Annotated in this window: 21 protein-coding genes and 1 other annotated feature; all 21 genes read left to right on the top strand. The window is 52.3% G+C overall.

Annotated features, from left to right (window positions below):
• Window positions 1-43: 43 nt before the first annotated feature.
• The 21 genes from EV294_RS09890 (at window position 44) to ileS (ending at window position 23,654) form a co-directional block, all read left to right on the top strand.
• On the top strand, window positions 44-1,531 hold the full coding sequence (locus EV294_RS09890; RefSeq protein WP_132306286.1) for a UDP-N-acetylmuramoyl-L-alanyl-D-glutamate--2,6-diaminopimelate ligase: 1,488 nt from the start codon (window positions 44-46) through the stop codon (window positions 1,529-1,531).
• Window positions 1,528-2,940, top strand: a complete 1,413-nt coding sequence (locus EV294_RS09885) for a UDP-N-acetylmuramoyl-tripeptide--D-alanyl-D-alanine ligase (RefSeq protein ID WP_165930633.1) — start codon at window positions 1,528-1,530, stop codon at window positions 2,938-2,940. The genes EV294_RS09890 and EV294_RS09885 overlap by 4 nt, the downstream gene beginning before the upstream one ends.
• 8 nt (window positions 2,941-2,948) lie before the next feature.
• Entirely contained in the window at window positions 2,949-3,905 is a 957-nt protein-coding gene (mraY, locus tag EV294_RS09880; RefSeq protein WP_015845462.1) for a phospho-N-acetylmuramoyl-pentapeptide-transferase, read from the top strand.
• Between the two features lie 127 nt (window positions 3,906-4,032).
• Window positions 4,033-5,454 carry a UDP-N-acetylmuramoyl-L-alanine--D-glutamate ligase gene (gene murD / locus EV294_RS09875; RefSeq protein ID WP_132306284.1) on the top strand — a complete coding sequence of 474 codons (1,422 nt, stop codon included), beginning with the start codon at window positions 4,033-4,035 and terminating at the stop codon, window positions 5,452-5,454.
• 47 nt (window positions 5,455-5,501) lie between these two features.
• Entirely contained in the window at window positions 5,502-6,599 is a 1,098-nt protein-coding gene (spoVE, locus tag EV294_RS09870) for a stage V sporulation protein E (protein ID WP_132306282.1), read from the top strand.
• Window positions 6,600-6,860: 261 nt separating this feature from the next.
• Complete coding sequence (gene murB, locus EV294_RS09865; protein ID WP_132306280.1) at window positions 6,861-7,766, top strand: UDP-N-acetylmuramate dehydrogenase; 906 nt, start codon at window positions 6,861-6,863, stop codon at window positions 7,764-7,766.
• Between the two features lie 15 nt (window positions 7,767-7,781).
• Window positions 7,782-9,050 (top strand): UDP-N-acetylglucosamine 1-carboxyvinyltransferase, encoded by a 1,269-nt coding sequence (gene murA, locus EV294_RS09860; protein ID WP_132306278.1) that lies wholly within the window; start codon window positions 7,782-7,784, stop codon window positions 9,048-9,050.
• Between the two features lie 90 nt (window positions 9,051-9,140).
• Window positions 9,141-9,911, top strand: coding sequence for a cell division protein FtsQ/DivIB (locus EV294_RS09855; RefSeq protein WP_132306276.1), 771 nt, complete (start codon window positions 9,141-9,143; stop codon window positions 9,909-9,911).
• A 227-nt stretch (window positions 9,912-10,138) separates the two neighbouring features.
• Entirely contained in the window at window positions 10,139-11,386 is a 1,248-nt protein-coding gene (gene ftsA / locus EV294_RS09850; RefSeq protein WP_132306274.1) for a cell division protein FtsA, read from the top strand.
• Window positions 11,387-11,403: 17 nt separating this feature from the next.
• Window positions 11,404-12,534, top strand: coding sequence for a cell division protein FtsZ (ftsZ, locus tag EV294_RS09845; RefSeq protein ID WP_132306272.1), 1,131 nt, complete (start codon window positions 11,404-11,406; stop codon window positions 12,532-12,534).
• 715 nt (window positions 12,535-13,249) lie between these two features.
• Window positions 13,250-14,173 (top strand): sigma-E processing peptidase SpoIIGA, encoded by a 924-nt coding sequence (gene spoIIGA, locus EV294_RS09840; protein WP_132306270.1) that lies wholly within the window; start codon window positions 13,250-13,252, stop codon window positions 14,171-14,173.
• 50 nt (window positions 14,174-14,223) lie between these two features.
• Window positions 14,224-14,946, top strand: coding sequence for an RNA polymerase sporulation sigma factor SigE (gene sigE, locus EV294_RS09835; RefSeq protein ID WP_015845452.1), 723 nt, complete (start codon window positions 14,224-14,226; stop codon window positions 14,944-14,946).
• Window positions 14,947-15,051: 105 nt separating this feature from the next.
• On the top strand, window positions 15,052-15,834 hold the full coding sequence (gene sigG / locus EV294_RS09830; protein WP_015845451.1) for an RNA polymerase sporulation sigma factor SigG: 783 nt from the start codon (window positions 15,052-15,054) through the stop codon (window positions 15,832-15,834).
• 185 nt (window positions 15,835-16,019) lie between these two features.
• A complete protein-coding gene (locus EV294_RS09825; RefSeq protein ID WP_132306268.1) occupies window positions 16,020-16,298 on the top strand; it encodes a YlmC/YmxH family sporulation protein in 279 nt (92 codons plus the stop codon).
• Between the two features lie 33 nt (window positions 16,299-16,331).
• Window positions 16,332-17,186, top strand: coding sequence for a peptidoglycan editing factor PgeF (gene pgeF / locus EV294_RS09820; RefSeq protein ID WP_132306266.1), 855 nt, complete (start codon window positions 16,332-16,334; stop codon window positions 17,184-17,186).
• A 4-nt stretch (window positions 17,187-17,190) separates the two neighbouring features.
• A complete protein-coding gene (locus EV294_RS09815) occupies window positions 17,191-17,919 on the top strand; it encodes a YggS family pyridoxal phosphate-dependent enzyme (RefSeq protein WP_132306264.1) in 729 nt (242 codons plus the stop codon).
• 2 nt (window positions 17,920-17,921) lie between these two features.
• The gene (locus EV294_RS09810) at window positions 17,922-18,389 is read left to right on the top strand and encodes a cell division protein SepF (protein ID WP_132306262.1); all 468 of its coding nucleotides are present in this window, start codon (window positions 17,922-17,924) and stop codon (window positions 18,387-18,389) included.
• Between the two features lie 28 nt (window positions 18,390-18,417).
• The gene (locus EV294_RS09805) at window positions 18,418-18,669 is read left to right on the top strand and encodes a YggT family protein (RefSeq protein ID WP_132307156.1); all 252 of its coding nucleotides are present in this window, start codon (window positions 18,418-18,420) and stop codon (window positions 18,667-18,669) included.
• Between the two features lie 13 nt (window positions 18,670-18,682).
• Complete coding sequence (locus EV294_RS09800; RefSeq protein WP_132306260.1) at window positions 18,683-19,456, top strand: YlmH family RNA-binding protein; 774 nt, start codon at window positions 18,683-18,685, stop codon at window positions 19,454-19,456.
• Between the two features lie 100 nt (window positions 19,457-19,556).
• Window positions 19,557-20,114 carry a DivIVA domain-containing protein gene (locus EV294_RS09795; protein WP_132306258.1) on the top strand — a complete coding sequence of 186 codons (558 nt, stop codon included), beginning with the start codon at window positions 19,557-19,559 and terminating at the stop codon, window positions 20,112-20,114.
• Between the two features lie 66 nt (window positions 20,115-20,180).
• Window positions 20,181-20,458, top strand: a binding site (T-box leader).
• Between the two features lie 106 nt (window positions 20,459-20,564).
• Window positions 20,565-23,654: an isoleucine--tRNA ligase gene (ileS, locus tag EV294_RS09790; RefSeq protein ID WP_132306256.1), complete on the top strand. Its 3,090-nt coding sequence runs from the start codon at window positions 20,565-20,567 to the stop codon at window positions 23,652-23,654.
• Window positions 23,655-23,781 lie beyond the last annotated feature (127 nt).

The raw sequence follows: 23,781 nt of genomic DNA, 5'->3' as shown, positions 1-23,781 counted from the left end.
CTATAATGAGAGATAACGACCAGCATACGGGAGGAAAAACAACATGCGATTAAGCGAATTGGCAGAACTGCTTATTACGGCGAGATTAACTGGAGCAGGCGATACGGAGATAGCGGGGATCGAGACGGATTCGCGCACAGTAGAGCCGGGACAGCTATTCATCTGTCTGCCCGGTCATACGGTTGACGGTCATGCTTACGCGTCTCAAGCGGCAGCCAAAGGCGCAGTCGCATTCGTCGTCGAACGTGAGCTGGAGCTGGATGCTCCTCAACTGATCGTGAAGGACAGCCGGCTGGCAATGGCCGTATTGGCGGATCATTTCTACGGTCATCCAAGCAGGACCCTTCAACTGATCGGGGTAACGGGGACGAATGGCAAGACGACTACAACCTATTTGATCGAGCAGATTTTAAATGATAATGACAGAAAATCCGGCGTAATCGGCACCGTGGAGATGCGGTATGCGGGAAAATCGTATCCGATGTCGGGCACTACGCCCGAAGCGCTTCAGCTGCAGCGATATTTGTCCGACATGAGCAAGGAGGGGACGGCGTATTGCGCGATTGAAGTTTCCTCGCATGCTCTGGAGCAGGGACGCGTGAAGGGCTGCCGGTTCCGTACGGCGGTCTTTACGAACCTGACCCAGGATCATCTGGATTACCACGGAACCATGGAGAAGTATGCGGCGGCAAAAGGGCTGTTTTTCTCCCGCCTTGGCAATGAATACGCGGCAAACCCCGAAGACCGGTCTTACGCGGTTCTAAATGCGGATGATCCCGTATCCGAGCAGTTCGCCAAGCTGACGGCAGCCGAGGTAATTACTTACGGCATCGACAACCCGGCTGACGTCCGGGCTTCGAATATCCGGATTTCCGCGCAGGGCACTACGTTCCGGGTAAGCACATTCCGCGGCGATACGGATATAGCGCTGCAGATGGTCGGCAAGTTTAACGTCTATAATGCGCTTGCAGCTATTTCGGCTGCCCTCATTGAAGGCGTTGCCCTTGACCGGATTAAAGCGAGTCTCGAAGCGGTTCCCGGCGTGCCGGGCCGTGTGGAATCCGTGCAGGCGGGCCAGGAGTTCGCCGTTGTCGTGGACTACGCGCACACGCCTGACGGTCTGGAAAATGTGCTTCGCGCGGTGAAGGAGCTGGCCCCGCCCCGGATCATTTGCGTATTTGGCTGCGGCGGCGACCGCGACCGGACGAAACGTCCGATAATGGGCTCGATAGCCGCCCGGTACGCGGATTACGTGCTTGTCACCTCCGACAACCCGAGAACGGAAGAGCCCGGCCTTATTCTGAAGGATATTGAAGCCGGTCTCCTGAAGGACGGAATCACGTCCGACCGTTACGAGCTCGAGGTTGACCGCCGCGCCGCGATTGAAAAAGCGGTTGAAATGGCAAGCCCGGGGGATGTAGTATTGATTGCGGGGAAAGGCCATGAAACGTATCAGATTATAGGAAGCGTCACGCATCCTTTTGACGACCGTTTGGTGGCAAAAGAAGCGATAAGGGGATTATTACATTGATCAATCGTACATTGGAGCAAGTCGCCGACATGTGCGGCGCAAGAGCCTATAAAGGTGAACCCGTCCGGATTGCCGGCGTCAGCACGGACACGCGCAGCATTCAGCCGGGTCAGCTGTTCGTTCCGCTTGTCGGAGAGAACTTTGACGGTCACAACTACGTGGCTCAGGCGCTTCAGCAGGGAGCGGCAGCCGCGTTGTGGGAGACGAAGCGGGAAGTGCCGCAGGAGCTGACGGACGCGCCTCTGCTGTTTGTAAGGGATACGCTGAAGGCACTGCAGCAGCTGGCTACCTCCTACAGGGAAGAACTGTACGTGCGCGTTATCGGCATTACGGGCAGCAACGGCAAAACAACAACCAAAGATATGGTTGCCGCCGTGCTTGGAACAGCTTATAAGGTTCACAAGACGGCAGGCAATCTGAATAATCATATCGGCCTGCCCCTAACCGTTCTCCAGCTAGACGAGGAAACGGATGCGGCAGTCCTTGAGATGGGCATGAGCGGCTTTGGAGAGATTGAGCTGCTTACGAATATTGCCCGTCCCGACGTTGCGGTAATTACGAATATCGGCGATGCCCACCTGCTTCAACTCGGCTCCCGCGAAGGGATCGCCAAGGCAAAGCTGGAGATTGCGCAAGGGCTTCATTCGGGAGGAATTCTTCTCTATAACGGCGATGAGCCGCTTCTGGAGGCAGAGCTGGCCAGAATGAGCTTGCCGGAAGGCACGCAGCTTCAAACCTTCGGCCTTGGAGAATCGAACGATTGGTCGGCGGCCAATATTGAGGTAGGGGCCGTATCCTCGACTTTTGCGGTTAAGCGCAAGGGGCAGGATGCGGCATCCTCCCCGTACACCATCCCGGTTCCCGGCCAGCATAACGTCAGCAACGCGCTTGCGGCTATCGCGATTGGACGCCGGTTCGGCATTTCGGAGGACAATATCCGCAGTGGCCTGATTGGCCTTGAGCTGACGGGCATGAGAATTCAGCCGGTGAAGGCCCATAACGGCGCCATGATACTTAACGACGCGTATAACGCCAACCCGACCGCCGTACGAGCGGCGATTGATCTGGTCGGTCAATTGACCGGATTCCGCCGCAAATGGATTGTTCTTGGCGATATGCGGGAGCTTGGTCCGGAGGAAGAATCGCTCCATTTCGAGACGGGAGCCTATATCACGCCGGACAAGGCGGATGCCGTCATTACGTTTGGACCGTTGTCGGAGCATACGTCGGCGGGGGCTTTGTCGCAATTCCCGGCGGAAGCAAAGGGAACGGCAATCGTACATTTCGAAGATAAAGGGAAGCTTGGAGAATGGTTGAGAGAGCAAGTAGAGCCTCAGGATCTCGTCCTGGTCAAAGGCTCGCGCGGCGTGCGCATGGAACAGATTGTCCAAACTTTGGAAGCGAGGTGAGATAGATAATGGACACGATGGTCATCTTATTTTCATTAGGTGCATCATTCTTAATAGCGGTTCTGCTTGGACCATTGTTCATTCCGCTTCTCCGGCGCATGAAGTTTGGACAGCAAATCCGGACCGACGGTCCGCAAAGCCACTTGAAGAAGAGCGGCACCCCGACAATGGGCGGCATTATCATTATGCTGGCGCTGCTTATCGCCTTTTTGAAATTTTCGGATAAAACCCCGGATTTCTGGGTGCTGTTTACGGCTTCGCTAGGTTTTGGACTTGTTGGATTTCTTGACGATTATATCAAAATCGTATTTAAGCGTTCGCTTGGTCTGACGGCGCGCCAGAAGCTGTTCGGCCAGCTGTTGTTCTCCATCATCGTATGCGCGGAGCTGTACAATATGAATCACAGCACCATGATCACGGTGCCGGGCACTTCCTGGGGCTTTGATCTCGGCTGGTTCTATTATCCGTTCGTCGTCATTATCCTGTTCGGATCGAGCAACGCGGTCAACTTTACGGACGGTCTGGACGGCCTTTTGTCGGGGACCAGCGCAATAGCCTTCGGCGCGTTTACCATTCTCGCGCTGCAAGTATCCGAGCATGAATCGGCTATTTTCTCCGCGGCAATGGTTGGGGCGGTGCTTGGGTTCCTGATCTTTAACGCCCATCCGGCGAAAGTATTCATGGGAGACACCGGCTCGCTTGGCATCGGGGGCGGCATCGCGGCCGTCGCGATTCTGACCAAGATGGAGCTTATGCTTGTTATCGTAGGCGGCGTATTCGTACTGGAAATGCTATCGGTCATCCTGCAGGTTGGATCGTTTAAGCTCCGCGGCAAGCGGATTTTCAAGATGAGCCCGATTCACCATCACTTCGAATTAAGCGGGTGGTCCGAATGGCGCGTCGTTACGACCTTCTGGTCGGTCGGCTTGCTGCTGGCCGTTATCGGACTTCTTCTTGCGCTATAAGGTATAATGATAATAGTTGGACGGAACTCTTGCCGGCTTCCATGGGAGCCGGGCGAGAGGGACGGACTATACATAACGAAGACTATTAAGCGGTTAGCTCCGCTTCTTATACAAAGGAGTTGTACTTATGAACCATCCGGCGACTTATCGGGATCGCCGCGTCGTTGTATTAGGGCTTGCAAGAAGCGGCGTGAGCGTAGCAAAGGTATTCCATGCTCTTGGAGCGGAAGTAATAGTCAACGATAAAAAAGAACGCGAACTATGCCCCGAAGCGGATGAATTAACTGCTTTGGGCATTTCTGTGCTATGCGGTTATCATCCGGACGATCTCGTCACAAACGAAACCGCATTGCTGGTGAAAAATCCGGGAATCCCGTACTCGGCAAGTCCCGTTCGGCAAGCCGAGGCTCATGGCGTGGAGATTGTAACGGAGGTCGAGGTCGCTTATTGGCTGTCGGCGGCTCCGATCATCGGCATTACCGGTTCGAACGGTAAAACAACAACAACGACCTGGATCGGCGAGCTGCTTGCCGGTGCGGGCCGAAATCCAATCGTGGCGGGCAATATCGGCATACCGCTCTGCGAAGCGGCGGCCGAAGCGACGAAGGATGACTGGATCGTCGCCGAGCTCAGCAGCTTCCAGCTGAAAGGGACCTCCGCGTTCCGTCCTCGCATTGCCCTGCTGCTTAACGTTGTCGAGACGCATCTGGACTATCACGGCGGGATGGAGGATTACGTCGCGTCGAAGGCGAAGCTGTTCGACAATCAGACAGCGGACGATGTTGCCGTTCTGAACTGGGACGATGCAACCTGCAGAGCGATTGCAGACCATCTGACCGCAAAGCTGCTGCCGTTCTCGCTTTACGTGCGGCTCGACAAAGGGATCTGCATTGAACCGCCGTTTGAGCGCGGGAAAGATTCGGATCAAGAGCATATGATCGTATGGCGCAAAGAAGACGGAACGGAGCAGGCGATTCTGCCGGTATCGGCGCTTGGGCTTCCGGGCCGCCATAACGCCGGAAACGCGCTTGCGGCGATTGCTGCTTGCTTGGCTGCGGGAGTTGCTCCCGAAGCGATGCTGCCGGTCTTGCAAGGCTTTAGAGGCGTAGAGCACAGGCTTGAGTATGCAGGCGAATTCAACGGCGTCAATTATTATAATGATTCCAAGGCGACAAATCCAACGGCTACCACCATGTCGGTCGGATCCTTAAGCGCGCCTATTATCCTTATCGCCGGCGGGCTGGACCGCGGCTCCGATTATATGGAGCTTCTTCCGGTATTCCGAGACCGGTTGAAAGGGCTGGTAACGCTTGGCGAAACAAGAAGCAAGCTGGCGAAGGTAGCCGAGCTTGCAGGTTTAACGAATGTGCGATTGGTCGAACCTGAGGAGGACGCCGAGTCTACTTTGCGGAGGGCCGTCCGGGAGGCTGCCGGACTTGCGGAGCCTGGAGATATCGTTTTATTGTCGCCGGCTTGCGCAAGTTGGGATATGTTTACATCCTTTGAGGACCGAGGACGCATTTTTAAAGAATCGGCGCATACCTTGTAAGTAGGGGGCTTGTCCCTACTTTACGCTAAACAAGAGGTGTGTTTGCTATGGCCAAAGCCAGGTCCGCCCCGGACGTTTGGATGATCGCATCGATTGCGCTTATCCTTACGATTGGATTAGTAATGGTATACAGCGCGAGCGCGGTGCTCGCTTTCCATGAATTCGGCGATAAATTCTATTACGTGAAGCGCCAACTTATATTTGCCGTGCTTGGCGTCGGTGCGTTACTATTTACGATGAACGCGAATTATCTTATATGGAAAAACTGGGCGAAGGCGGCTTTGCTGATTTGCTTCGTCCTGCTTATTATCGTGCTTATCCCCGGTATCGGCGTAGTCCGCGGCGGCGCCCGAAGCTGGCTTGGCATCAGTTCCTTCGGCATACAGCCTTCCGAATTCATGAAGCTTGCGATGATTCTGTTCCTGGCCAAATGGCTGTCAGACAAGCAGCAGACCATTACCCATTTTACGAAAGGCTTGCTGCCGCCTCTTGGTCTGGTTGGACTAGCCTTCGGCTTGATCATGCTGCAGCCGGATCTGGGGTCCGGCGCGGTTATGGTAGGAGCCGCTTTGATCCTTATTTTCGCGGCCGGCGCAAGAATCAGCCATCTCGCCTTGCTTGGATCAAGCGGGCTGCTTGGTCTAATAGCGCTGGTAATTGCCGAACCATATAGGATGAAGAGGATTACCGGCTTCCTTGATCCTTGGGCCGACCCGCTGGGTACAGGCTATCAAATCATTCAATCGCTCTATGCCATAGGGCCTGGCGGTCTGGTAGGGCTTGGGCTTGGCATGAGCCGTCAGAAATTCAGCTACTTGCCGGAGCCGCAGACGGATTTTATCTTTTCCATCATATCCGAGGAACTTGGCTTTATAGGCGGATCCGCACTTATAATTTTGTTTATGGTCCTGGTATGGAGGGGAGTCCGGACTGCGATATCGGCACCCGACACGTTCGGAAGTCTGCTTGCGGTAGGGATTACGGGGATCATAGGCGTCCAGGTGTTAATCAATATCGGTGTCGTTATCGGCGCTATGCCGGTGACCGGGATTACGCTGCCGCTGATCAGCTACGGCGGATCTTCCTTGACGCTGCTGCTTACCGCTCTTGGCATTTTGCTCAATATATCCCGTTATTCAAGATAACGAAGGAAAACATATTGGCGTAAATGGCCGGCATGGCGCCGCCTTCTTAAGGCGGCCTCCTGACGTCCATTTTTGTGTTTACGGGTCAGCATGGGCGATTGTCACACTCGAGATGGAGAGGGCATAAGATACTCTATAAATCGTGACCGTCGCCCTGCTCGGGCCGTTTGTCACAAACGCTGCGGCGGGCAGCACCAGTTGCCGGCAGCCGCAAGCGGAGCCTGATTCTCTCAACTAGAAGCTATAAGGAGGTTCGACAACATGGAAAACTATATTACGGAATTGGAACAAGCGGGTCTCGGTCAAATCCTGTACAATGAGCCGCTTGCGAAACATACGACCTGGAAAATCGGCGGACCCGCTGACGTTCTGTTTATCCCACACGGCAAAGATCAGCTCGTGTCGGCCATCCGCCTGCTTCATAAGCATGGCGTACCGTGGACGAATCTGGGACGCGGTTCCAATATGCTGGTGAGCGACAAAGGAATTCGCGGCGTGGTGATCAAAACGCGCGACGGGCTGGATTATGTGCGCTTTGAAGGAACGCTCGTGCATGCGGGCGCGTCGTTTTCGTTCGTGAAATTATCAAGAATGTCAGGCAGGGAAGGCCTGACCGGGCTGGAATTCGCGGGGGGAATTCCGGGTACGGTTGGCGGAGCTGTCTATATGAACGCAGGCGCACATGGTTCCGATGTGTCACGTATTTTTAGATCAGCTGAGATTGTGCTGGAGACAGGTGAATTGGTACGATTCGACCGAGAGGCGATGCAATTCTCTTACCGCCACTCTATCCTTCATGAATTGAAGGGCGTTGTTGTGGAAGCTACGTTCGAGCTTGCAGAAGGAGACCGCAATGAAATTTCGGCAACACTCGCCGCATATCAGGAACGGCGGTTACGCACGCAGCCGCTGCAGCTCGCATGCGCAGGCAGCGTGTTCCGCAATCCACCCAATGATTTTGCCGCTAGACTTATTCAAGAGGCGGGCTTAAAGGGCGTTCGATTCGGGGGAGCGGAAGTTTCGGAGCTTCACGCCAATTTCATAGTAAACAGAGGGCAAGCGACAGCTGAAGATGTTCTCACCCTCATGACTCACATTCAAGGTACGATTGCGGACCGCTACGGCGTTCGGCTGGTACCGGAAGTATTGGTGGTGGGTGAGCGGTAATTCGGAGGTGATACATTGGACAAATTGGTGATTGAAGGCGGGAAACCTCTCTCAGGATCCATTGTTATCCAAGGAGCGAAAAATGCCGCTTTGCCAATATTGGCAGCCTGTATGCTTGCGGAAGGCACATCAACCATTGAACACGTGCCTAGGCTGCTTGATATCGACGTAATGCTTAACATTTTGCGCGAACTAGGATGCCGCGCTGAGCATGTGGGAGATACAGTTGTTCTGGATACAGAAACTGCACACACCTCGCATGTGCCGGAATCGTTAATGGGACAGATGCGCTCGTCTATCTTTTTGATGGGGCCGTTATTAGCTAGATTTGGTGAAACGCAGGTGTATCAGCCTGGCGGCTGCGCAATCGGCGAGAGAAAGATCGATCTACATTTGGAAGGACTTCAAGCTCTTGGCGCGGAAATCGAGGAGATTGGCAACCGGATCATCTGCCGTGCGGATAAGCTGCACGGGGCGGATATCCATCTGGCCTTCCCAAGCGTAGGGGCGACGGAGAACATTATGATGGCAGCCGTGCTAGCCGAGGGTCGGACAACGATCAGCAACGCAGCGCGCGAGCCGGAGATTCAGGATTTGCAGAAGTTTCTGAACGCGATGGGCGCGAAAATCATGGGTGCCGGAACGGACACGATTACGATCGAAGGGGTACAGTCGCTAACGCCTTGCACGTATACAGTCATTCCGGACCGCATTGTTGCCGGCACCATTATGGTAGCCGCAGCCGCAACCCGAGGGCAGGTCACCTTATTAAATACGAATCCGGCGCATTTATCCTCGCTTATCCATGTGCTTCGACGGGCAGGTATTCAAATCTTGGTTGACGGTGATATAATCAAGGTGGGCTGTCCAGGGCGCCCAAGAGCAGTCGAAAGAGTCGTAACGGCTCCGTATCCTGCCTTTCCAACCGATTTGCAGTCGCAGGTGATGGTGCTGCTTGCGCTTGCCGACGGAGTCAGCATTTTGAAGGAAACGATCTTCGAGGGACGTCTCAAGCATGTGGATGAATTATCCCGCATGGGCGCCGATATCCGCGTGGATCTGAACTCGGCGTTCATTCGGGGCGTACCGCGTCTGTACGGTGCAACGGTGGAAGCTACCGACCTGAGGGCGGGCGCAGCGCTTGTCATTGCCGGCCTGGCCGCGCAAGGCAAGACGATTGTCGAGCAAATCCATCATATTGACCGCGGTTATGAATGCATTGAAACGATGTTAAGCAGACTCGGCGCGCGCATTTCGCGTTTCTCTCCTGTGCCGAAGAATTGACCGGGGATGACTCGAATCGCAGCTGGATAGAAACGACCGGCCCTGCCAACAAGGAGGACCGGATGTTTTTTTAGAAGGAAGGGACAAGTTATGAGCGAGCTAGTGCCTGTATTAAAAGAGCCGGAGCGAAAGAGAAAGGGCAGCCGCAAACTGCTGGCCGTTCTTTTTTTATTGTTTGTTATTCTCTTATCTGTATTATTTTTCAACTCATCAATCAGCAAGATTACGACGATAACAATAGAAGGCGCGCAATATACTTCCAAAAGCGATATTCAAGCAGCAGCCGGCATTACGGCAGGGGACGCTTATTTCGGCGTATCGGAATCCAAGTCGGAGAAGCATATCGTCAAAGCGTTAAAGCCTATAGAAGAGGCGAGCGTCTCCAAGTCCTTCCCCGGTAATGTCAAAATTACGGTAAAAGAATTTCCCGTTGTGGCGTTTGAATTGTCGGCAAGCGGCGAAATGACCGCCATTATGTCGAACGGGACCAACGTTTCGGCATTAAGCGACGAATTTCTGATGGACAAGCCCGTTCTATCCGGCTGGAAGCCGAATGACCCGAACCGGACGGAATTGACCAAGCAGCTGGGCAAAATCTCGGAAAAGCAGCTGTCAGACTTGTCGGAGATTATTCCGGATCCATCGAAGGCTTATCCGGATCGGATTAAGATCTACACCAGAACCAAGTTTGAGGTCGTGACGGCGGTATCCTTGCTGCCGGAAAAAATCGAAGCGCTAAATGCGGTTATCGAAACGCAGGAGCCGGGAAAGATTACGATGCTGCTCGCGGACACTTATGTTCCGTTTAATAGTAATGCTTCAGAAAATATGGAATCTGATCAAAAAGAGACTACTCAATAGGTAGAAACAATGGTAGAATTTTATTCACGGATTTATTGTATTTTCATAGGACTATCAAGCATTCATAAGGATTCATAACATAAGAGCTCACAGCCGCAACATTAGGGAAATGAAAATTTTGTTGAAAAAAGAGGGAATATATCAAAGGCGTTGAATATGTAGAAGGACGAATGTTTATAACCCTATCTTGTGTGTATTTTATCAGTTGAAACGGGAGGTGCCGCGGGTTGAGCAGTAACGACATCATCGTCAGTTTGGACATCGGTACATCCAAAGTTCGTGCTATTATTGGTGAAGTGAACAACGGAACCATTAATATTATTGGAGTTGGATCTGCCGACTCGGAGGGTATTCGCAAGGGAGCTATTGTAGATATTGACCAAACCGTGCAGTCGATTCGCAGCGCCATCGAGCATGCGGAAAGAATGGTTGGCATTCAAATATCAGACGTCTATGTTGGGATTCAGGGGAATCACATAGCACTTCAGACGAATCGTGGCGTTGTTGCAGTATCCAATGAGGACCGTGAAATAGGAGAGGAAGATATCGAGCGCGTGGTTCAAGCGGCCAAGGTGGTCGCGCTTCCTCCCGAAAGAGAAATCATTAATCTTGTACCAAAGCAATTTTTGGTTGACGGCTTGGAAGGAATATCCGATCCTCGCGGAATGATCGGCGTACGGCTTGAAGTTGAGGCGACTATTGTAACAGGTGCGAAAACGGCTATACATAATTTGATGCGCTGCGTAGAGAAGGCCGGACTACGGATTTCTGGTGTAATCCTGATGTCGCTTGCTTCCGGCGTCATGTCGCTTACGAAAGACGAGAAAACAATCGGAACCGTGCTGACGGATATCGGCGCGGGTTCTACTACGATTACGATCTATGAGCAGGGCAGTCTTGTTGCGATCTCGACATTGCCGATCGGCGGCGAGTACGTAACGAACGATATTGCTTACGGACTGCGTACGCAGTCGGACCAAGCGGATAAGATCAAGCTCAAGTACGGCTGCGCTTTTGTCAGCGATGCAGCTGACGATGTAAAGTTTAAAGTGACTCGCATGGGGAGCAATGTAGAAAAAGAGTTTTCCCAAGTTGATCTGGCCAGCATCATCGAGCCGCGCATGCAGGAGATCTTCCATCTTGTCCGTCAAGAGGTGCGCAAGCTTGGTTATGGGGACAAAGTGAACGGATACGTACTGACTGGAGGTTCTGTTACGATGCCGGGTACACTGGCACTTGCGCAAGCGGAGCTGGAGTCATCTGTTCGTATCGCATCGCCGGATTATATCGGTGTGCGCGACCCTGCTTACAGCAGCGGGGTAGGAATGATCCAATACGTGTCGAAATATATGGGAGTACGAGGAGCAGCAGCAAGTACAGGGAAGAAAACGGCAAGCCGCAAGTCGGGTACCACCGCTTCATCCAAACCCGGTATGTTCGAACGGTTGAAAAATATGTTTAGCGAATTTATTTGATCGGGGGAAAATGAAAGATGTTGGAATTCGATTTGGATCTGGAGCAACTCGCTCAAATAAAGGTAATTGGTGTTGGAGGCGGCGGCAGCAACGCGGTTAATCGGATGATCGAGAACGGCGTTAAAGGCGTCGATTTCATAACAGTTAACACGGATGCGCAAGCCTTGCATCTGGCAAAGTCCGAGCATAAGCTGCAAATCGGCGATAAGCTGACCCGCGGTCTTGGCGCCGGCGCAAATCCGGAAGTAGGCAAGAAAGCGGCTGAAGAGTCGAGAGAGCTTGTCATGCAGCAATTGAAAGGCTCGGACATGGTGTTCGTTACGGCTGGCATGGGCGGCGGCACGGGTACGGGGGCAGCTCCGGTTATCGCCGAGATTGCCCGCGAATGCGGCGCGCTGACAGTTGGCGTAGTAACACGACCGTTCACCTTCGAAGGCCGTAAACGTGCCGCTCAAGCGGAGCTTGGCATCGAAGCGTTGAAGGAAAAAGTAGATACGCTGATTGTTATCCCGAATGACCGTTTGCTTGAGATTGTGGACAAGAAGACTCCGATGCTGGAAGCGTTCCGCGAGGCGGACAACGTGCTTCGTCAAGCAGTGCAAGGTATCTCCGACTTGATCCAGGTACCTGGTCTGATCAACCTCGACTTTGCGGACGTAAAGACGATTATGACAGAACGCGGTTCGGCGCTGATGGGTATCGGTATCGCAACAGGCGAGAACCGTGCTGCGGAAGCGGCGAAAAAAGCGATCATGAGCCCGCTGCTTGAGACGTCCATCGATGGCGCTCGCGGCGTTATCATGAACATCACGGGCGGCAGCAACCTGTCCCTGTATGAAGTCAATGAAGCGGCAGAGATCGTTATTTCCGCTTCCGATCCGGAAGTAAACATGATCTTTGGTGCGATCATCGACGAAGAATTGAAAGACGAAATCAAGGTTACGGTTATCGCGACAGGCTTCGAAAGCAAACCGTCCGCGGCATTGCGCCGCATGGCGCAGCCGCAAGCCGAGCCGGAAGCCCGCCAGGCGGCGCAATCCGCGTCTCCGCAGCAGCAAGCTGCCCCGGTGAAGCCATTTGGCGCATCGACTTCGAGCGACCAGCTCGAAATCCCTGCGTTCCTGCGCAACCGCCGCAACGACCGCTAATCCTTTAACGCCTGACCGGTGAACCGGTCAGGCGTTTTTGTTTTATGGTTGTTTGGTGGAACTCAGTAATTGGCTCTGAGAGGCTGAAACCCGCCTTTCAGCACCCGTGACTATGCCTTATTAGTTTGTTTGAGGCAACCCATCGAGGAATTAGCGCATTGGCTCGATCCTTCCCTATTTTCAAAATAGCCACGAACATCTATCCGCCTAACAGACACCGTTTCCCATCTCGGAAATCGGACAGCCCGTACTCCGGATGAAGATCGTCGAATCGGGAAAAGGCAGGCCACCAAAGCGAAGAAACGGCTTGCACTCATGATCCAACCCCTCCATCAGTCTTCTTTTATTTTCGCCGCCGCGTCTCTTAAGATGATCTTCATACCAACTATTAAATATCTCTTCATACGACAAATCCGGTTACGCTCCCCGTCAAATAGAAAATAAGAAAGCCGCGTATCAGGAGTAAAATCGATCCTGAAGACGCGGCGTGTGCTTCACTGCCAGAGGAATTATATGGATAAAGATTACCATATTCCCGGTAAGGCAACAACCCGTTAGCCCTATAAACTCGCACATACCCTCGACAAAAAAAGCTATGTCATGCCGTCATGTTTAGACAGACTTTGAAATAAGATTTTTATATACTAGGTTCAATCGTTCTCTCCAGAGGGGAGGGCAAACGTTCTGTCGTTCGAACCCGCTGGAAGGTGAAGCTGTGACTGTTTATGTCGATGTCATGTTTGTGCGGGAGCTGCTCGTTGACGGCAGCATACTGCTTACGACTGCTTGGGTGCGTCATATCCGGGCGCGTCCTTGGCGGGTGCTGACGGCAGCCAGCATGGGTGCTTGTTACGTTGTTCTTATGTTGTTTCCGCCCTTATCGATTCTTTTTACGTTAGCGGTAAAAATACTGATTTCTCTCCTGATGTTATGGGTTGCGTTTGGATTCTTCTCCATCCAGAACTTCTTCAGGAATATCGCAGCCTTCTACACCGTGAATTTTGTTGCGGCCGGCGCGATAATCGGTATTCACTACTTGCTGATGCAGGGTTCAGGCGAAGTATGGCGTACGATCACCTTTATAAATGGCGGTATGCAGGTCGAGCTCAAGATGGGATTTATTTACGTGCTCGCTGCGTTTAGTATCGGCATTTACATATACCGCTCGGTTTATGTTCAACGGCGCGAGAGGGAGCTGGTGAGGACCCATTTGGCCGAAGTGAAGATTCAAATCGGCGACCGGGAGCATACCTGCACCGGATTGATCGACACGGGCAACCAGCTGTACGACCCGTTGACGCGGACGCCGGTTATGGTCGTGGAAGCAAACGTATGGCAAGATGACCTGCCGGAATCGTGGCTCAAAAGCATTCGCGAATCGCAGGTGGATCGGCTTGTTGCCGGCCTCGGAGACGAAGCTTTTGCTTGGCAGGACCGGCTGCGACTCGTACCTTACAGAGGAATCAACCGTGGATCGCAATTTATGCTGGCGCTAAAACCGGACTTTGTTCAGATTGAGCGGGAAGGGCAAGTGTTCGTCTCCCGGAAGGTTCTTGTCGGCATTGACGGCGGCAAGCTTTCGGCAGACAGCGCTTACCAAGCGATTATCCATCCGTCACTCGTTCAGAACAGCCAATGATTGGATTAAGAAGACGAACGTTTACATCATTTTGGGGAGGGATGGGCCGGATGCTCGTCAAATGGAAATTAGTCCTGCAGTTATATTATTATCGTGTTTTGTTTTTATTCGGATTAAAAAGCGAAGAAATCTATTATATCGGCGGCAGCGAAGCGCTACCTCCGCCCTTGACCCGTGAAGAAGAGGAATATTTGCTCGACAAGCTCCCATCCGGCGATACGGCGATCCGCGCGATGCTGATTGAGCGCAATCTGCGTCTTGTTGTATACATTGCGCGCAAGTTCGAAAATACCGGCATTCATATCGAAGACCTGGTTTCCATAGGAGCAATCGGTCTTATCAAGGCGGTAAATACGTTTGATCCGGAGAAAAAAATCAAGCTCGCTACCTACGCGTCCCGTTGTATCGAGAATGAGATTCTGATGTATCTGCGCCGCAACAGCAAGACGCGGACAGAGGTATCTTTCGACGAGCCGCTTAATATCGACTGGGATGGCAACGAGCTGCTGCTGTCCGACGTTCTTGGCACGGAAAACGATACGATCTACCGGAATATCGAGGAGCAGGTTGACCGCAAGCTGCTTCATAAAGCGCTTGATAAGCTGTCAGAGCGGGAGCGGATTATTATGGAGCTGCGCTTCGGGCTTGCCGACGGCGAGGAAAAAACCCAGAAGGACGTAGCGGACCTTCTAGGCATTTCCCAGTCGTATATTTCGCGCTTGGAGAAGCGGATTATTAAGCGGCTCCGCAAAGAATTTAACAAAATGGTGTAATGTTATACCCATTTTCGGGGCAACAGATACCCCTTTTTCGGAAGAATAAAATAGGGGTCCAGGGAGATAATGTACATTAATGTTTCTCCTTGGGAGGTAATCACGTTGACCCGAAATAAAGTCGAGATCTGTGGAGTGGATACCGCGAAACTGCCTGTCCTGACCAATGCCGAAATGCGGGAGTTGTTTACCGCACTACAAACCCAGAACGAATGGGCAGCCAGAGAGAAATTAGTTAACGGCAATTTAAGGCTGGTTCTAAGTGTGATTCAACGGTTTAATAACAGGGGAGAATTTGTGGACGACTTATTTCAGGTCGGCTGCATCGGACTTATGAAGGCGATCGATAATTTCGACCTTAGCCAGAACGTCAAGTTTTCCACCTATGCCGTGCCGATGATTATCGGTGAAATTCGCCGTTACTTGCGTGACAATAATCCGATCCGCGTGTCGCGGAGCCTAAGGGATATTGCCTATAAAGCGCTGCAGGTTCGTGACAGCCTGACGAATCAAAATTCGCGTGAACCAACGATTTTCGAAATTTCCGAAGCGCTTAACGTACCGAAAGAAGATGTCGTTTTCGCTCTAGACGCGATCCAGGATCCCGTTTCGCTCTTCGAGCCGATCTATCATGACGGCGGAGATCCGATCTACGTAATGGATCAGATCAGCGACGACAAAAACAAGGATGTGTCGTGGATCGAGGAAATTGCGCTTCGCGAAGCGATGCATAAGCTGAATGACCGCGAAAAAATGATTTTATCCATGCGTTTCTTTGAAGGAAAGACGCAAATGGAAGTAGCCGACGAGATCGGCATTTCACAGGCACAGGTATCCAGGCTCGAGAAATCGGCCATCCAACAAATGCAAAAGCATGTTAAGACATGAACGGCGCCGCTTGGCGCCGTTTTTTATTGTGCCGCGAATGCCTGACTTGTTTTTTTGCGGAAACAGGACATTTTGGGCGTTTTGTACATATAGTTAAGTGAGGATGTTTATCCCTGTCTAAATGTAGTGTAAGTGTAAATGACTGCACCGACGTTCTTATATTTAAGAAAAGTGGTGATGCGCATATGAAGATATCCGATTTCCAAACCAAGGATGTCATTAATATCGTGGACGGCAAGAAGCTGGGGCAGATCAGCGATCTGGAGCTGGATCTCCGGCAAGGGCGTATCGATGCGATTGTTATTCCCCAATTCACAAGATTTCTGGGCATGTTCGGCAACGGGGGGACAGAGGTTGTTATCCCTTGGCGCAATATCGTGAAGATCGGGGCGGATGTCGTGCTCGTCCGGCTTGATGATTCCAGCAAGAAGCTGGAGGACGAGGATTTGCACGCTCGCGCATAACAGGTTAAACTGCTTACAGAGGTGAGTGTCCGTATGGAATCGTTTAAATCTGTACTTACGGCGAAGGGACCTTCGCTTTTTTTATTGTCAACTTGGCTGGAGCAAAATGACCGGTTGACCGCCGGATTTACCGGCAGGAACGGCGGCGTAAGCGAGCAGCCGTGGTTATCGCTGAACGTCGGCCTGCACGTTGGAGATTCGGATGATGACGTTGTGCGTAACCGTCAGCTTATTGCGGAAGCGATTGGCTGGCCTTTTGAAGCATGGACTTGCGGGGAGCAGGTGCATGGCTGCGAAGTTTTCCCGGTGACCGAAAGCGATCGGGGGAAGGGAAGAATGTCGCGCGTGTCGGCAATTGCCGATACGGACGGACTAATGACGGACGTCCCGGGCGTGCTGCTCGCGTCATTTTACGCCGACTGCGTGCCGCTTTATTTCTATGACCAGCAGCATCAGGCGGTAGCGTTAGCTCATGCAGGCTGGAAAGGGACCGTTCAGCAGATTGCGGCGAAGACGATCGAAGCCATGGGACGGCAGTACGGGACGAAGCCCGAACAACTGCTTTGCGCCATTGGTCCGTCCATCGGCGACTGCTGCTACGAAGTGGACGGCTTTGTGATCGATAAGCTGCAGCCGCTTGTAGAACGGCTAGCAAATAAACTGAATCAGAGCCCCGATGGGATGATGACATTGGTGGAAAACGGTAAAGCTATGGTAAACTTAAAACAAATTAACCGACATATTATGCTTGAAGCAGGAATTTTGCCGATTCATATCGAATTATCCGAGTGGTGCACGGGATGCGGCACGGATCAATTTTTCTCCCACCGGAAGGAAGGCGGCAAAACGGGCCGTATGGCCAGCTGGATCGGTATCCGGGAAAGGTGAACGAATGACGACTACAATCAAAGAAGCATTGCAGCAAAGAATGGAAGAAGTAGAGCTCCGGGTCGCTGCAGCCTGCAAGCGAAGCGGCCGCGGCCGCGAGGAAGTAAATATTATTGCGGTTACGAAATACGTATCGCTTGAAACGGCGCAGGCTGCTCATCAGCTTGGTCTCCGGCATCTTGGCGAGAACCGCTGGCAGGATGCCAAGGAAAAATGGGAAGCCATAAGCGGCAGCGGCGCCGATGAAGAAGACGGACAAGCTGTCTGGCATTTCATCGGTTCGCTGCAGACGAACAAAGTGAAAGACGTCATAGGCAAATTTACATACATTCATTCTTTGGATCGTCTGTCCTTGGCGCAGGCGATAGACAAACGGGCATCCCAGCTTGGTCTCACCGTCCCTTGCTTTGTTCAGGTTAACGTATCGGGCGAACAATCCAAGCATGGGCTGGACCCTGAACAGCTTCCTGCGTTTCTTGCAGAGCTTAAGGAATTATCATCCCTGCGTATTATCGGCCTTATGACGATGGCGCCTTACGAGACGGAAGCAGAAGAGACAAGACCCATATTTCGCTCTTTGCGCAAGCTAAGAGATGAAATGAACAAACGTGCAATCCTCCCGGAATCGATGACGGAATTGTCTATGGGCATGTCAGGAGATTTCGAAGTAGCGATAGAGGAAGGCGCAACCTGGATCCGCTTAGGAACGATACTAGTAGGAAAAGAGGGATAACGATGAGTGTCATGAACCGATTTATGAACTTTCTTGGTCTTCAGGAAGAAGAAGAGGTAATCGAGCGCGAAAGAGTAACGCAGCAACATCAACAGACGGAAGAACCGGAAGTTGAAACTTCTCCGTTCGAAGCACGTAGAAACTCCAAAGGCGGCAATAACAATATCGTCAGCATTCATACGCAAAAGAGCGTGCGCGTCGTACTGAGCGAACCGCGTTCTTACGATGAAGCGCAGGATATTGCCGACCATCTGCGTTCGCGCCGGGCGGTTATCGTGAATCTGCAGCGTGTGCGTACGGATTTGGCTGTGCGGATTGTTGATTTCTTAAGCGGCACAGTCTATGCGCTTAACGGCCACATTTCGAAGCTTGGGCCAAACATCTTCCTGTGCACACCGGATTCTGTAGAAATTCAAGGCGCCATTACCGAAATGCTGGCAGAGGATATTGATTACAATAAGATGAGGTGACCTTGAGTTGAGTGTGTATTCTTTGATTATGAACATCCAGAACATTTACAGCTTTATGATTATCGGCTACGTATTGCTGTCCTGGCTGCCAAATGCGCGTGAAAGCTTTATCGGTGTTTTCCTGGGCCGGCTGGTAGAACCGTATCTCGGAATTTTCCGCAGATTCATTCCACCGATCGGCGGTATGCTCGATATTTCCCCGATTATTGCCATTTTCGCATTGCGCTTTATTGCTTTTGGGGTTATTGCCGTTCTTGAGTTCATTCTGAACATGTTCTAAGGAAGGACAGCTTATGAAGCCAACAGTATACGAACATTTCCATCCGGATGAGAAGCCTTTTGTCGACCGGGCGTTGGAGTGGGTTGAGCGGTCCGCGCAGCTGCATGAGCTGAAGCGGACCGATTTTTTAGATCCGAGGCAGGCTCAGATTCTGCAGATGCTGGCGAACCGGAATCCGGACGTCCAGCTTAGGCTTGCCGGCGGATATCCAGAGGCTGAACGCTGCAGAGCGATTATTGGCCCGGAGTACCGATACCTGGACGATGAACCGATAGGCTTGTCCGTTCTCGCCGTCACCGGCGGAGGAAGCGAGCTCGATCACGGCGATTACCTGGGCGCATTGCTCGGGCTCGGCGTCAAACGCGATCGAATCGGAGATATTCATGTTCATGAGGACTATTCGCATATAATTGTTTTGGACGAAATTGCCGATTACTTAAATGTACACTTAAGACAAGTGCATCGTGCGAGCGTACTAACGGAAATAATCCCTATCACTGAGCTTAAGCCCGTTGTGCCTGCCTTTCAAGAAATGTCCTTCACTGTCGCCTCGATGCGGCTTGACGGAATCGCTAGCGATGTTTACCGAATCAGCCGGACGAAGATCGTTGATCCCATCCGTGCAGGCAGATGCAGAGTGAACTGGAAGACGGCCGAGAATCCGTCCGAACAGCTGAAAATGGGAGATGTCGTCTCCTTTAAAGGCTTAGGCAGATTCAAGGTTTTGGAAATCGATGGCATGACAAAAAAGGGAAGAATTCGCGTCAGGGTTGGTAAATTTATTTGATCGGTTGCAGGATTTTGGAAACAGCTGTCGAATCCAATTTCACAACGATTATTCCGAGTACATCCGCGATTGCGGCAAATACACTTTAGGAGGTGCGCCAATGCCGTTGACGCCATTGGACATACATAACAAGGAATTTGGACGAAGATTACGCGGGTATGACGAGGATGAGGTCAACGAATTCCTTGACCAGGTTATCAAAGATTATGAATCCATCATTCGCGAGAACAAAGAGCTTCAGAATCAGATTCTTGGTCTTCAAGAAAGGCTGAACCATTTCTCGAACATTGAAGAGACGCTTAGCAAGACGATTATCGTCGCGCAGGAAGCGGCGGATGAAGTGCGAAACAACGCGAAGAAGGAAGCCCAGCTTATTATCAAGGAATCGGAAAAGAATGCCGACCGCATTATTAATGAGTCGCTGGCCAAATCCCGCAAAGTATCGCTTGAAGTGGAAGAGCTTAAGAAGCAGGCCTCGATTTACCGAGCTCGCTTCCGTACTTTGGTTGAAGCGCAGCTCGAGCTGCTTAGCCAAGACGGTTGGGATTCGCTGGACTCGGCGTCTCCGCAGCTATCCCATTCCTCGAGTACTTCGCATTCTTCCCATGCTTCGTCTTCCGTAACCCATTTATCGGCGGAGCAATTGCAGCGCGGATAGGCAATTGTCATTTGACAACCGCTCTGCGATAAGCTATAAATAGAATTAATTGCATGATAGTTGAATGGAACTTCATTGACGAGAACGAGTACGATTCCAAGTTCGTTCACCAGAGAGCCGTTGATTGCTGAGAAACGGCGTTCGAACCGATTCGGAAAATCATCTCCGAGAAGCAGTGCTGAACACGAGATCCAGGCGGATCCGTTATTAAGGACTGACGGCTTGTCCCCCGTTACAGGGACCGCGAATCTACGCAATTCGCGCCAAAGGTGCCGCATCCGGTTGTTTCTTAGCCGCTGTCTGCGGAACAAGGGTGGTAACGCGAGCGCAGCCTCGTCCCTTTTATAGGGACGGGGCTTTTATTTATTTTTGCCCATGCTTACGATGCAAGAATTTCACGACCGTTTAATCTAACGGTTAAAGTTCAATTCTTTTTAGGAGGTAATCAAGATGCAACGTGTAGACGTCAAAGAAAAAGCAAGAGCCCGCGAATTGCGAGTACTGAAGCAATGGGCAGAGAACGATACGTTCAAACAATCCATCGAGAACCGCGCCGGCAAGCCTAACTATGTATTTTACGAAGGTCCTCCGACCGCAAACGGCGCGCCGCATATCGGTCACGTTCTGGGCCGCGTCATCAAAGACTTTATCGGCCGTTACAAAACGATGTCCGGCTACCGCGTCGTCCGCAAAGCAGGCTGGGATACCCACGGTCTCCCGGTAGAGCTTGGCGTAGAGAAGCAGCTCGGCATCTCCGGCAAGCAAGAGATCGAGAAATACGGCGTTGAAGAATTCATCAAGAAATGCAAAGACAGCGTGTTTGTTTACGAGAAGCAATGGCGCGAGCTGACGGAAGCGATCGCGTATTGGACGGATCTGGATAATCCGTATATCACGCTTAAGAACGAGTATATCGAAAGCGTATGGCATATCCTGTCGACGATCCACAGCAAAGGGCTGCTCTACCGCGGTCACCGCGTAAGCCCGTATTGCCCATGCTGCCAGACTACGCTAAGCTCGCATGAGGTTGCGCAAGGCTACGAAGACGTGAAGGATCTGTCCGCAACGGTTAAATTCAAGCTCGCGAGCGGCGAATCCATTCTCGCTTGGACGACAACGCCTTGGACGCTGCCGGCTAACGTGGCTTTGGCGGTAAATCCGGAGCTGGATTACGTCCGCGCTTCCAAGGACGGCGAAGTCTACATCGTTGCCCAAAACCTGGCGGAGAGCGTGCTGAAAGAAGGCTACGAGACGCTTTCGACGCTGAAGGGCTCCGAGCTTGTGGGGCTTTCCTACGAGCCTCCGTTCCGCTATGTGCCTATCGAGCATGGTCACGTTGTCATCCCTGGCGATTTCGTCAGCGATACAAGCGGTACGGGTATCGTTCATATCGCGCCTGCCCATGGCGAGGACGACTATAAAGTTTCCCGCCAGAACGGCATCAGCATGCTGAGCGTCGTAAATAACGCTGGCCGTTATGTGGACGAAGTTACCGATCTTGCGGGCCGTTTCGTAAAAGACTGCGACGTCGACATTGTCAAAATGCTTAGCGAACGCGGCCTGCTCTTCTCCAAAGAGCGCTACGAGCACAGCTATCCGTTCTGCTGGCGTTGCAAATCGCCGCTCCTGTATTACGCGACGGAAAGCTGGTTCATCGAAACGACAAAAGTGAAAGATCAGTTGATCGCCAACAATAGCACGGTCGACTGGTATCCTGGTCATATCCGCGAAGGCCGCTTCGGCAAGTTCCTCGAGGATCTGGTGGACTGGAATATCAGCCGTAACCGCTACTGGGGAACGCCGCTTAACGTTTGGGTATGCGAAGCAACCGGTAAAGAATACGCGCCAAGCAGTATTGCGGATCTGCGCGAGCGCGCCGTAGATTTCGTTCCGGAGGATATCGAGCTTCACAAGCCCTACGTGGATGAAATCAAGCTCAAATCGCCATTCCAGGAAGGGGCTGTAATGACCCGCACATCGGAAGTTATCGACGTTTGGTTTGACAGCGGCTCGATGCCGTTCGCGCAGCAGCATCATCCTTTCGAGAATGCGGAAGAGTTCGCGGAGCAGTATCCGGCGGATATGATCTGCGAAGGCATCGACCAGACGCGCGGCTGGTTCTTCAGCTTGCTGGCGGTATCGACGCTATATAACGGCAAAGCGCCTTACAAGGCTGTTATCTCGACAGGCCATATCCTGGATGAGAACGGACAGAAGATGTCCAAATCCAAAGGCAACGTTATCGACCCTTGGGAGATTATCAACGAGTATGGCACGGATGCCTTCCGTTGGGCGCTTCTTGCAGACAGCGCGCCATGGAACAGCAAACGTTTCTCGCGTGGCATCGTAGGCGAAGCGAAGTCGAAAGTTATCGATACGATCGTAAATACTCACGCGTTCTACGCGCTGTATGCCTCCATCGACGGCTTTGATCCGGCTGAGCACGAAGAACGCCCGCCGGCAAGCAAGCTTGACCGCTGGATTGTATCCCGCCTGAACAGCTTGATCAAGACGGTAGTGAAGGGTCTTGAAGTGAACGACTTCCTGAACCCCGCGAAAGCGATCGAAGTATTCGTCGATGAGCTCAGCAACTGGTACATCCGCCGTTCGCGCGACCGTTTCTGGGGCAGCGGCCTGACGGAAGACAAAGTAGCGGCTTACCAAACGCTGCGTCATGTCCTGCTGACGCTCTCCCGCGTCATTGCTCCTTACGCTCCGCTGCTTGCAGAGGATGTATACGGCAATCTGGGCGGCGAGTCGAGCGTTCACTTGGCGGACTACCCGGTTGCGGACGAATCGGCAATCGACGAGACGCTGGAGCGCGACATGGACAGCGCGAAGCAAATCGTCGAGCTTGCCCGCAACGTGCGCAACGAGACCGGCATCAAGACGCGTCAGCCATTGTCCGAGCTGATCGTATCGCTTGACCGTGACTTTGCGGTAACGGAATACGAGGACATCATCAAGGACGAGATCAACGTGAAGTCTATCGCGGTTCAAAACAGCGACAGCGGTTTTGTGGATTTCACACTCAAGCTCAACCTCAAAATTGCGGGTAAAAAATACGGCAAGCATGTTGGGCCAATCCAGGGCTACCTGAAGGGGCTGGCACCTGAGGCGACACGCGAAGCTGTCGCTTCCGGAAGCCTGGTATTCACTTCGTCGGAAGGCGAAGCGATCACGGTAACCACGGAAGAGCTGCTCGTAGAGAAGCAGGCGAAATCGGGCTTTGCATCGGCCTCCGCAAACGGCGTTACCGTTGCGCTTAACACGGATATTACGCCGGAGCTGGAGCAGGAAGGCTGGGTTCGCGAAGTTATCCGTGCCGTTCAGGATACTCGCAAAAAGCTGGATCTGCCGATCGAGAAACGCATTGATCTGGTACTCGACGTAGACGCCGGGCTGCAAGCCGCACTGGAGACATTCAGCAACGTGCTCAATGAGAATGTCCTGCTTAACAGCGTTTCTTATGAGAAAGCGGAAGGTATGGAACGCGTACAGCTTGGGGAAAAAGAAATCGGGATTCTTGTCCGCGTTTAGGCATACGGACGCCAGGGATCGGGATATAGTATAAGGAGCATGGCCACTAAAAAACGAGAGCCTTCAGGGTCTCGTTTTTTTCTTCCCGGAAGCGGATGGATAATTACGTTTTGCAAAGGGGGACGCT

Origin of the sequence: Paenibacillus sp. BK033 (assembly GCF_004345425.1) — a bacterium.
Classification (GTDB): Bacteria; Bacillota; Bacilli; order Paenibacillales; family Paenibacillaceae; genus Pristimantibacillus.
This window is presented reverse-complemented; position numbering and strand designations above follow the sequence as displayed.

Excerpts from the sequence above, each read along its gene's own strand:
- ftsZ (WP_132306272.1), top strand. The coding sequence starts at position 11,404 with ATGTTGGAATTCGATTTGGATCTGGAGCAACTCGCTCAAATAAAGGTA.
- spoVE (WP_132306282.1), top strand. The coding sequence starts at position 5,502 with ATGGCCAAAGCCAGGTCCGCCCCGGACGTTTGGATGATCGCATCGATT.
- EV294_RS09800 (WP_132306260.1), top strand. The coding sequence starts at position 18,683 with ATGAAGCCAACAGTATACGAACATTTCCATCCGGATGAGAAGCCTTTT.
- EV294_RS09805 (WP_132307156.1), top strand. The coding sequence starts at position 18,418 with ATGAACATCCAGAACATTTACAGCTTTATGATTATCGGCTACGTATTG.
- EV294_RS09825 (WP_132306268.1), top strand. The coding sequence starts at position 16,020 with ATGAAGATATCCGATTTCCAAACCAAGGATGTCATTAATATCGTGGAC.
- pgeF (WP_132306266.1), top strand. The coding sequence starts at position 16,332 with ATGGAATCGTTTAAATCTGTACTTACGGCGAAGGGACCTTCGCTTTTT.
- murB (WP_132306280.1), top strand. The coding sequence starts at position 6,861 with ATGGAAAACTATATTACGGAATTGGAACAAGCGGGTCTCGGTCAAATC.
- ileS (WP_132306256.1), top strand. The coding sequence starts at position 20,565 with ATGCAACGTGTAGACGTCAAAGAAAAAGCAAGAGCCCGCGAATTGCGA.
- murD (WP_132306284.1), top strand. The coding sequence starts at position 4,033 with ATGAACCATCCGGCGACTTATCGGGATCGCCGCGTCGTTGTATTAGGG.
- EV294_RS09810 (WP_132306262.1), top strand. The coding sequence starts at position 17,922 with ATGAGTGTCATGAACCGATTTATGAACTTTCTTGGTCTTCAGGAAGAA.
- sigE (WP_015845452.1), top strand. The coding sequence starts at position 14,224 with ATGCTCGTCAAATGGAAATTAGTCCTGCAGTTATATTATTATCGTGTT.
- EV294_RS09890 (WP_132306286.1), top strand. The coding sequence starts at position 44 with ATGCGATTAAGCGAATTGGCAGAACTGCTTATTACGGCGAGATTAACT.
- EV294_RS09795 (WP_132306258.1), top strand. The coding sequence starts at position 19,557 with ATGCCGTTGACGCCATTGGACATACATAACAAGGAATTTGGACGAAGA.
- EV294_RS09815 (WP_132306264.1), top strand. The coding sequence starts at position 17,191 with ATGACGACTACAATCAAAGAAGCATTGCAGCAAAGAATGGAAGAAGTA.
- EV294_RS09855 (WP_132306276.1), top strand. The coding sequence starts at position 9,141 with ATGAGCGAGCTAGTGCCTGTATTAAAAGAGCCGGAGCGAAAGAGAAAG.
- mraY (WP_015845462.1), top strand. The coding sequence starts at position 2,949 with ATGGACACGATGGTCATCTTATTTTCATTAGGTGCATCATTCTTAATA.